This is a genomic window from Nocardiopsis lucentensis DSM 44048 (genome assembly GCF_000341125.1).
GTDB classification, from domain to species: domain Bacteria; phylum Actinomycetota; class Actinomycetes; order Streptosporangiales; family Streptosporangiaceae; genus Nocardiopsis; species Nocardiopsis lucentensis.
Window position 1 is genome coordinate 1 of record NZ_ANBC01000690.1, and the last position, 9,156, is coordinate 9,156.

The following is a 9,156-nucleotide window of genomic DNA, read 5'->3' on the forward strand; positions in this document are numbered from 1 at the left end:
GCCAGCGGCCTGGGCTCGGGCAGACGGGCGAGCTTGGCCTCCTCCAGGGCCCAGTACTCGATACGGAACTTCTCCGACTCCTCGATGGGCCGGTAGGCGGACAGCGCCTCGGCCCCGCGCATGACGTTGATCGCGTTGACGTAGAACTCGCCGGCCACGCGCGCGGTCTTGGCGTCCTTGCCGAAGGAGAACATGCCCACGCCCGGGACCAGGACGATCGCCGGGTCGGCGCCGCGCATGGCGGGGCTGTCGGCGGTGGCGTGGCGCTCGTAGTAGGCGCGGTACTCGTCCCGGTACTCCCGGTGGAGTTCGCGCAGCCGGGCCGCGGCGTCCTCGAGCGGGGCGTCGGCGGGCAGGTCCAGGACCATGGGCCGGACCTTGGTGCGCAGGAAGTGGTCGGGGCAGGAGGTGCCCAGCGCGGCCAGCCGGGGGTGCTCGGCGCGGGCGAGGAAGTCGAGCACCTCCTCGCTGTCGGTGAAGTGCCCGACCTGCGGGTGGTCGGTGGAGGCCAGGCCGCGGACCACGGGGGCGAGTTCGGCGGCGCGGGCCCGGCGCCGCGCCGGCTCCAGCGGCTCGCGGCCCTCGACGACCGGGCCGAACGGGTCGGGGCGCCCGCGGTCGGCGATGAAGCGTTCGGCGGTACGGATGATCTCCAGGGAGTGGGCCTGGCACTCGGCGCTGGTGGCGCCCCAGGCGGTGATCCCGTGTCCGCCGAGCACGACTCCGATGGCGTCCGGGTTCTCCTCCGCGATGCGGGCGATGTCCAGCCCGAGCTGGAATCCGGGGCGGCGCCAGGGGACCCACAGGACGCGGTCGCCGAAGCAGGCGCGGGTGAGCTCCTCACCGTCGGCGGCGGTGGCCAGCGCGATCCCCGAGTCGGGGTGCAGGTGGTCGACGTGCGCGGCGCGGACCAGCCCGTGCATCGCGGTGTCGATGGAGGGCGTGGCCCCGCCGCCGCCGAACCGGCAGTGGTCGAAGGCGGNTGGCCGGGATAGACGTCCACGAGCGCGCGGAGCCGGTCCAGCCGCAGCACGGCCAGCCCGTCCTCGGTGAGGGTGCCCAGGTCGCCGCCGGAGCCCTTGACCCAGAGCAGGTCGACCGGCTCTCCGGTGACGGGGTCGGTCCGGGTCCCGGCGGCGGAGGTGTTGCCGCCGGCGAAGTTGGTGTTGCGCGGGTCGGCGCCCAGCGTGTTGCTCCGGGCCAGCAGGTCGGCGACGGTGGAGTCGGTCATGTGGGTTCCCTGGTCGTGGGTGGTGTCGGCGGTCGGCTCGGTGCTCACGCGCCCCACCCCGCCTGGGTTCCGCCCACGCGCTCGGCGGTGACCTCGTCCAGGTAGCCGGAGCGGGCGTGCGCGGCCATCGGGTCGGGGGCCAGGCCCATGTCCTCGCGCAGTTCGGCGAGCAGGGGGCGCACGTCGGTGTTGAAGGCGTCCATGAGCGCGGCGTTGGCGGCGAGCACGTCGCCGTCGCGCTGGGCCCGCGCGAGCGCGTCGCCGTCCACCAGCAGGGCCTTGGCGGTGGCCTCCTGCACGTTCATCACCGAGCGGATCTGCCCGGCGATCTTCGGCTCGATGTTGTGGCACTGGTCGAGCATGAACGCGACCCCGGTGTCGGCGGCCAGGCCGCCGCCGCGCGCCACCTCGTACATGATCCGGAAGAGCTGGAAGGGGTCGGCGGCGCCGACCATGAGGTCGTCGTCGGCGTAGAAGCGGGAGTTGAAGTCGAAGGCGCCGAGCTTCCCGGCGCGCAGCAGGACGGCGACGATGAACTCGATGTTGGTGTGGGCGGCGTGGTGGCCGGTGTCCACGCACACGACGGCCCGCTCGCCCAGCTCCAGGCAGTGGGCGTAGGCGGTGCCCCAGTCGGGGACGTCGGTGGCGTAGAAGGCGGGTTCGAAGAGCTTGTACTCCAGCAGCATGCGCTGGTGCGGGGCGAGCCGGTCGTAGACCTCGGCGAGGGCGTCGGCGAGGCGGTCCTGGCGGGCGCGCAGGTCGTCCTGGCCCGGGTAGTTGGTGCCGTCGGAGAACCACAGCTTCAGGTCCCGGGAGCCGGTCGCGTCCATGACGTCGACGCACTCCAGGAGGTGGTCGATCGCCTTGCGCCGCACCGCGGGGTCGGGGTTGGTCACGCTGCCCAGGCGGTAGTCGTCGTCCTGGAAGACGTTGGAGTTGATGGTGCCGATACCCACCCCGAGGTCGCGGGCGTGCGCGCCGAGGGCGGCGTAGTCGTCGACCCGGTCCCAGGGGATGTGCAGGGCGACGGTGGGGGCCACCCCGGTCAGGCGGTGGACGTGGGCGGCGTCGGCGATCTTCTCCCACGGGTCCCGGGGCACGCCGGGCTGCGCGAACACCTTGAACCGTGTGCCGGAGTTCCCGAACGCCCACGAGGGGAGTTCGACGTGCTGGCGCCTCAGGGTGTCCAGGACACCGGCGGGGAGGTTGGGCAGGGCTGACACGGGACGTCTCCGTTCGTGGCTGGGGCGGCCGTCTTGAGAAGAGGTGTTAAATCGTTTTTACTAATTAGCGTCGAAGGTATCCACAGTGAGACAGGGTTGTCAATATCACTCTGGCGCGTATCAGGGGGAAGGTATGCCCAGGTCAGTAGAACGTTTCACATGAGATGCGGGAGGATCCCCGCGTCGTTCACCGGCCAGGCCGGTTCCGCCGCACCGTCCCCGGCTCGGCGGAACCGGAGGGATCAGACCGTCAGGTGGACGTACTCCAGCCCCATGAGGTCGGCCACGGCGCGCACGTCGGCCGCGCGGGGCCCGGTGCCCAGCGCCCAGTGGTGGGCGATGCCGCTGGCGCTCCAGGCGTCCACCCACTCGCCGGGGTCGCAGCCCAAGTCCACGCGCGAGGTCGTGTTGCCGATCCGCGGCAGCGGGCCCTCGCCGGTGCGCCCCTCGGCGGTCAACAGGGTGAACGACCCGTCGCGGCGCTGGATGACCCCGAACAGGGTGACCGGGCCGTGCCTGACGTCGAACTCCACCGACACGCCCCAGCCGCGCTTGCCGTGGTAGACGCCCAGGCCCCGCAGCAGCGGCCTGCGCGCGCTGATCGCCAGGTGCGCCGGGCCGTCGTGGCCCATCTCCACGTGTCCGCGGGTGAAGTCCAGGGCCTGGAGTTCGGTGAAGGACCCGCCTCCGCCCAGCCGGTCCATCATCAGCATCGCCATGCACGTGCGCAGCTCGAACTCGCCCACGGCCGGAACCCCCCGGGCGGTCAGCAGCGAGGCGCCCAGGATCATCCCGGCGCCGAGCCTCTCGTGCAGCTCGCCCGCCAGACCCCGGTGGTAGTAGGACAGGCTGTCCAGGGAGAATCGGTCAGCTTGGCCTCCACCGACGACTCCTCGGGGCCGGGCACCCGCTCGCGCAGGTCGTCGAACTCCACCACCTCGACGTGGCCGCCGAGGTTGCGGGCGATGAGCGTGGGGTCGGTGGCCACGTCCATCATCCCCGGGTACACGTGCCCCATGAGCCCGTGCCGCGCGTCCCGCATGGTCGCCCGTACGCCCGCCGCGCGGATCCAGCGGCCGATCCGCTCCCAGGCGCGTTCGTCCTCCAGGTGGCCCGACACCGAGCGGAACTCCACGCCCAGGCGCTCGAACAGGTTGGCCATCTCCGGAAGGGGACAGGCGCCGCAGTAGGCCAGCCACTGCCCGGTGTCGACGGTGGCGTGGTCCATGGACTCGGTCGGCTGCAGGTTGACGAACAGCACGGGGGCGTGGCCCCGCTGGGCGATCGGCGCGATCATCGACGAGGTCAGATAGGTGGTCAGGAAGCAGACGATGAGGTCGCAGTCGGCGGAGCGCAGGCGCTCGGCGGCGGCCGCGCCCTCCTCGGCGTCACTGACGAAGCCGACGTCGACGACGTCCGCGTCGAACCCGCGCATCCGCTCGGCCACGCGCCCGGCGGAGCGGCGCAGCCGCGGCAGCAGGTCGGGGAACTGCGGCCAGTACGTGCCCAGTCCGCCCGCCACCAGGCCCACGGTGGGTTGGTTCCGGCGGGGGGGGGCTCCGGTGGCTGAGCCGGTCGTGACGGTCATGCTGGACCCTCCTCAGCTGTCAGGTCCGGCGCGCGGCGGTGGACCCCCGGACCACGAGTTCGGGGGTGAACCACACGCGCTCGTGCCGGTGGTCGGGGTCGTCCAGCTCCGAGCCGAGCAGACGCATGGCCGAGCGGCCGAGCTCGTACTTGGGCTGGGCGACGGTGGTCAGGCCGGGGTGGACGAGGTCGGCGAGGTCGACGTTGTCGTATCCCACGACCGAGATGTCCTCGGGTACGCGGACACCGCGCTGGCCCAGGCCCTTCATCAGGCCCAGCGCCAACTGGTCGTTGGCGCAGAAGACGGCCTGGGGGCGGTGGCGGGGGCCGCCGGTCAGTACCGCGTCGACGGCGCGCTCGCCCTGGACCGCGTTGAGCTGGGGCTGCTGGACCACCCGGACGGTTTCCTCGGGATCGAGGTCGGCCTCGGCGCACGCGTCCAGCAGGCCCCGGTGGCGCTGCCGCACCTGTTCGATCGCGAAGGGGCCGGTCAGGAACGTGATCCTCTCGTGCCCGAGCCCGATGAGGTGGCGTCCGGCGGCCAGACCGCCGGCGTGGTTGTCGACGCTGACGCTGCACCCGACGTCCTCGGACACGTCGCCCCGGTCCAGGGCCACCCAGGGGGTGCCCTGGCGGCTCAGCCACACCAGGTCGGACAGGTCGTCGTCCACGGGCATGACGACGGCCCCCGCGGCGCGCTGTTCGGCGAGCAGGCGCAGGTTGCGCCGCTGGCGCTCATGCCGCTCCGCGGAGTTGAGCAGGACCACGGCCAGTCCGGACTCGGCGGCCTCGTCCTCGACCCCGCGCGCGACCTCGGTGAAGAAGGGGTTGGTGACGTCCAGGACCAGGAGTCCCACCGAGCCGCTGCGGCCCGAGCGCAGGCTGCTGCCGGAGGAGTTGCGCACGTAGTCGAGTTCGGCGATGGCCTCCTCGACCTTGCGCCGGGTCGCCTCGGCGACGCGTTCGGGGCGGTTGAGGACGTTGGACACGGTGCCGGGGGAGACCCCGGCGTGCCGGGCGACCTCGGTGATGCCTACCGTGCGGCGGCTGGCGCGTGGACTGGGGCTCAAGGACTCTCCCGGGCAGGCTCGAACGGTCGGTCGTAGGGCGACGCGAACGGCATGGTACTGACACGGCCCTCGGATCGGGCACTCATGCTCACATCCGGATTGAAACGTGTCAATAACCTTCCAGAAAACCGCGCCAGCTGAGGGGGCGACGTAGGCTCGGGCGAGAGGGCGACTGTGGGTCGTTATCAGGGTGAGACCTGGGATTTCTTGGGTCGTCCCCTTGACGTGATGGTGTGTCCCACTTAACATCCACTTCATATTAAAACGTTTTTTGCTCGGTTGTCCTGGATCGCCAGGAGCCGGCACACGAAGTAAGGAGGGCGCACGTGGCGGACGACCGATCACCGGTGCCTCCACCCCTCGCACTGGTCGACGTCACCAAGTTCTTCGGGAGCGTCCGAGCCCTGCGAGGACTGTCCCTGCGCCTGCGCGCCGGGGAGATCCACGCCCTGGTGGGGGAGAACGGCGCGGGCAAGTCCACCCTGGTCAAGACCATCGCCGGGGTCCACCGCCCCGACGGCGGACAGGTCCTGGTCGACGGGGCGCCGACCGAGTTCACCGCGCCCGCCGACGCCCAGCGCGCCGGGGTCGCGGTCATCTACCAGGAGCCGACACTCTTCCCCGACCTGTCGGTGGCCGAGAACATCTTCGTCGGCCGACAGCCCCGCACCCGGCTGGGCACCATCGACCGCGTCGCCATGCGGCGCGCCACCCGGGAGGTCTTCGACCGGCTCGGCGTGGACATCGACCCCGACCGCCCCGCGCGCGGGCTGTCCATCGCCGACCAGCAACTGGTCGAGATCGCCAAGGCCATCACCCGCGACGCCCGCGTCCTGGTCATGGACGAGCCCACCGCCGCCCTGTCGGGGGTCGAGGCCGAGCGGCTGTTCACCGTCGCCCGCGCGCTGCGCGACGGGGGAGCCGCCCTCCTGTTCATCTCCCACCGCTTCGACGAGGTGTTCGGACTGTGCGACCGCATCACCGTCGTCCGCGACGGCGCCTTCGTCTCCTGCGACCCCACCGGTGACCTGGACGTGGACACCGTCGTGCGGCGCATGGTCGGCCGTGACGTCACGAGCCTCTACCCCAAGGAGGAGGCCGAGTTCGGCGACACCGTCCTGGAGGTCGAGGGCCTGACCCGCCACGGCGTCTTCTCCGACGTCTCCTTCTCGGTGCGGGCCGGTGAGATCGTCGCCCTGGCCGGGCTCGTGGGGGCCGGGCGCAGCGAGGTCGTGCGCGCCGTGTTCGGCGTCGACCGCTACGACGCGGGCACCGTCCGCGTCCGGGGCGGGGACCTGCCCGCGGGGCGGCCCCGCGCCGCCANNNATGGCGCTGGTCCCCGAGGACCGCCGCCAGCAGGGCCTGGTCATGGAGTCCTCCATCGAGCGCAACGCCACCGCCACCCGCCGCTGGCCGCTCAGCCGCCTCGGGCTGCTCAGCTCCCGGGCCGAACGCGCCAGCGCGCGCGAGTGGGGAGCCAGACTCCAGCTCAAGGCCGGTGCGTTCACCGACGCCGTCGCCACCCTCTCCGGCGGCAACCAGCAAAAGGTCGTCCTGGCCAAGTGGCTCTCGACCGAACCGCGCGTGCTGTTCGTCGACGAGCCCACCCGCGGCATCGACGTGGGCACCAAGGCCGAGGTCCACCGCCTGCTGTCCACCCTGGCCGGCCAGGGACTGGCCATCGTCATGGTCTCCAGCGAACTGCCCGAGGTCCTGGGCATGGCCGACCGGGTCCTGGTCATGCACGAGGGCCGCCTCACCGCCGAACTCGACCGCGACGAGGCCGACGAGGAGTCGGTCATGTACGCGGCCACCGGACAGCGACCGAGCGAGGCCGCCTGATGAACTCACCCGTCACCGCGCCGCCCGCCGCCACGGCGGGGGCCCCGACCAAGCCCGCGGGGCGCCCGTCCGGCCGCCCACGGCAGGTCCGCGAGATCGGCGTCCTGCTGGCCGTCGCCCTGCTGATCGGCGCCACCTGGCTGCACAACCCCGGATTCCTCTCCAGCCAGGGCGTACGCGACCTGTTCCTGGGCGCCACCGTCCTGTCCGTCCTCGCCGTCGGCCAGGCCCTGGTCCTCATCACCAAGAACGTCGACCTCTCGGTCGGCTCCGTCATGGGGCTGGCGGCCTTCGGCACCGGGATCCTCTTCGTCACGTTCCCGGGCCTGCCCGTGCCCGTCGTCATGCTCGCCGGGGTGCTCATCGGCCTGGTGTGCGGCCTGGCCAACGGCCTGCTCGTCACCGCCGTCCAGGTCCCCGCCCTGGTCGTCACCCTGGGCACCCTGTACGCCTACCGCGGCCTCAACCACTGGTGGGCGGCGGGCGGCCAGGTCAACGCCCACGACATGCCCGAGTCCTTCCTCGCCCTGGGCCGGGTCAGCGTCCTGGGCGTGCCCCTGCCCGCGGCGATCGCCGTCGCCGTGGTCGTCGCGGTCGGCCTCTACCTGTCCCACTACCGCTCCGGCCGAGAGCTCTACGCGATCGGCTCCAACGCCGACGCCGCGCGCCTGTCCGGTATCCCCGCCGGACGCCGCGTCATCGTCGCCTTCGCCGCCAACGGCGCCCTGGCCGGACTGGCCGGGGTCCTGTTCGCCGCCCGCTACGGCACCGTCGACTCCACCGTCGGCACCGGCATGGAACTGCAGGTCGTGGCCGCCGCCGTCGTCGGCGGAGTCGCCATCGCCGGGGGAGTGGGCACCGTCTACGGAGCCGCCCTGGGCGCGGTCCTGCTCACCACCATCACCGCGGCCCTGCCCATCTGGCAGATCAACCAGTTCTGGCAGCAGGCCGTGGTGGGCGCGCTCATCCTGGCCGCGATCGGCCTGGACCGCCTGCTGGCGCTGCGCACGGCCCGCAAGCTTCGAGGAGGAGGTGCCCGTGGCGCCTGAACGCGTCATCACCACCCCGGCGTCCGGTGCCCCGGCGGCCGGTCCCGACCCTCGGCCCGGGGGCGTGCGGCGGATCGGTTCGCTGCTGTCCCTGCGCGAGTCACCGGTCGTCGCCGTCCTCATCGTGACGCTGCTCGGCGCGTCCCTGTTCGTGGACATGTTCGCGACCGGACGCAACATCAACTTCCTGCTGCTGAGCATCGCCGCCATCGCCCTGATGGCCCTGCCGATGACCCTGATCGTCATCACCGGCGAGATCGACCTGTCGGTGGCCAGCACCCTCGCCCTGAGCAGTGCCACCCTGGGCGTGCTCTGGGAGGCCGGGGTGCCCATCGAGACCGCGCTGTGGATCTGTCTGGCGGTGGGCGCGGGTCTGGGCGCCCTCAACGGCGTCCTGGTCACCGTCCTGGGGCTGCCGTCCCTGGCCGTCACCATCGGCACCATGGCCCTGTACCGGGGGCTGGCCTACGTCCTGCTCGGCGACCGGGCGGTCGCCAGCTACCCGCGCGGCTGGGTCAGCGGCGCCCGCGACCCCTTCCTGGGCATCGAGGGGCTGCCGTGGATCGCCGTGGCCGTCCTGGCCCTGGCCGCGCTGTTCGCGGTCCTGCTGCACGCCACGTCCCTCGGGCGCTCCCTGTTCGACATCGGCAACAACGACGAGGCCGCGCGCTTCTCCGGAACCCCCGTCAGGTGGACCAAGTTCTGGCTGTTCACCCTCAGCGGCGCGGTCGCCGCCGGCGCCGGGGTGTTCTGGACCCTGCAGTACGGCACCTCGCGCGCCGACACCGCCTTCGGCCTGGAACTGCAGGTCGTGGCCGCCGTCCTGCTGGGCGGCGTGTCCATCTTCGGCGGCGTCGGCTCGATCCTGGGAGTCATGAGCGGCGTGCTGCTGCTCGGCACCGCACGCAACGCCCTCCAGCTCTTCGGCCTGACCAGCGAGGTGCTCCAGATCGTCACCGGTCTGATCCTCATCGCCTCGGTCGTCGCACCGAACCTCGTGGCCCGGATCCGCTCCAGACGCGCACCCGGCCCCGACCCCGTCCCCGGCTCCACCGACCGTCCACGTACCGGAGAACAGTCATGATCGATCCCCTGCGCCCGCGCCACCTGACCCTGATCGCCGCGGCTGCCGCCGTGCTGATGACCGCCGCCTG

Annotated in this window: 6 protein-coding genes and 2 pseudogenes; 3 read left to right on the forward strand and 5 right to left on the reverse strand. The window is 72.2% G+C overall.

From position 1 onward, the window contains the following. From rhaD to D471_RS0124195, 5 genes and pseudogenes are all read right to left on the reverse strand, one after another. A pseudogene (rhaD, locus tag D471_RS35930) lies at positions 1–1,288 on the reverse strand (bifunctional rhamnulose-1-phosphate aldolase/short-chain dehydrogenase); the annotation flags it as partial. After that, a complete protein-coding gene (gene rhaI / locus D471_RS0124185; protein ID WP_017601001.1) occupies positions 1,276–2,454 on the reverse strand; it encodes an L-rhamnose isomerase in 1,179 nt (392 codons plus the stop codon). The pseudogene rhaD and the gene rhaI, both read right to left, overlap by 13 nt. Positions 2,455–2,696: 242 nt before the next feature. Further along, positions 2,697–3,245 carry a hypothetical protein gene (locus tag D471_RS42030; RefSeq protein ID WP_241479698.1) on the reverse strand — a complete coding sequence of 183 codons (549 nt, stop codon included), beginning with the start codon at positions 3,243–3,245 and terminating at the stop codon, positions 2,697–2,699. Then, positions 3,242–4,042 (reverse strand): hypothetical protein, encoded by an 801-nt coding sequence (locus D471_RS42035; RefSeq protein WP_241479699.1) that lies wholly within the window; start codon positions 4,040–4,042, stop codon positions 3,242–3,244. Before D471_RS42035 ends, D471_RS42030 begins: the two co-directional genes overlap by 4 nt. 19 nt (positions 4,043–4,061) lie before the next feature. Beyond that, positions 4,062–5,111 carry a LacI family DNA-binding transcriptional regulator gene (locus tag D471_RS0124195; RefSeq protein WP_017601002.1) on the reverse strand — a complete coding sequence of 350 codons (1,050 nt, stop codon included), beginning with the start codon at positions 5,109–5,111 and terminating at the stop codon, positions 4,062–4,064. Between the two features lie 326 nt (positions 5,112–5,437). Between D471_RS0124195 and D471_RS42545 the strand changes: the two are divergent. The 3 genes and pseudogenes from D471_RS42545 (at position 5,438) to D471_RS0124215 (ending at position 9,086) form a co-directional block, all read left to right on the forward strand. Next, positions 5,438–6,953: pseudogene (locus D471_RS42545) on the forward strand (sugar ABC transporter ATP-binding protein). Continuing rightward, complete coding sequence (locus D471_RS0124210) at positions 6,953–8,002, forward strand: ABC transporter permease (protein WP_017601004.1); 1,050 nt, start codon at positions 6,953–6,955, stop codon at positions 8,000–8,002. The pseudogene D471_RS42545 and the gene D471_RS0124210 overlap by 1 nt, the downstream one beginning before the upstream one ends. After that, a complete protein-coding gene (locus D471_RS0124215) occupies positions 7,986–9,086 on the forward strand; it encodes an ABC transporter permease (protein ID WP_017601005.1) in 1,101 nt (366 codons plus the stop codon). Before D471_RS0124210 ends, D471_RS0124215 begins: the two co-directional genes overlap by 17 nt. The last annotated feature ends 70 nt before the right edge of the window (positions 9,087–9,156 follow it).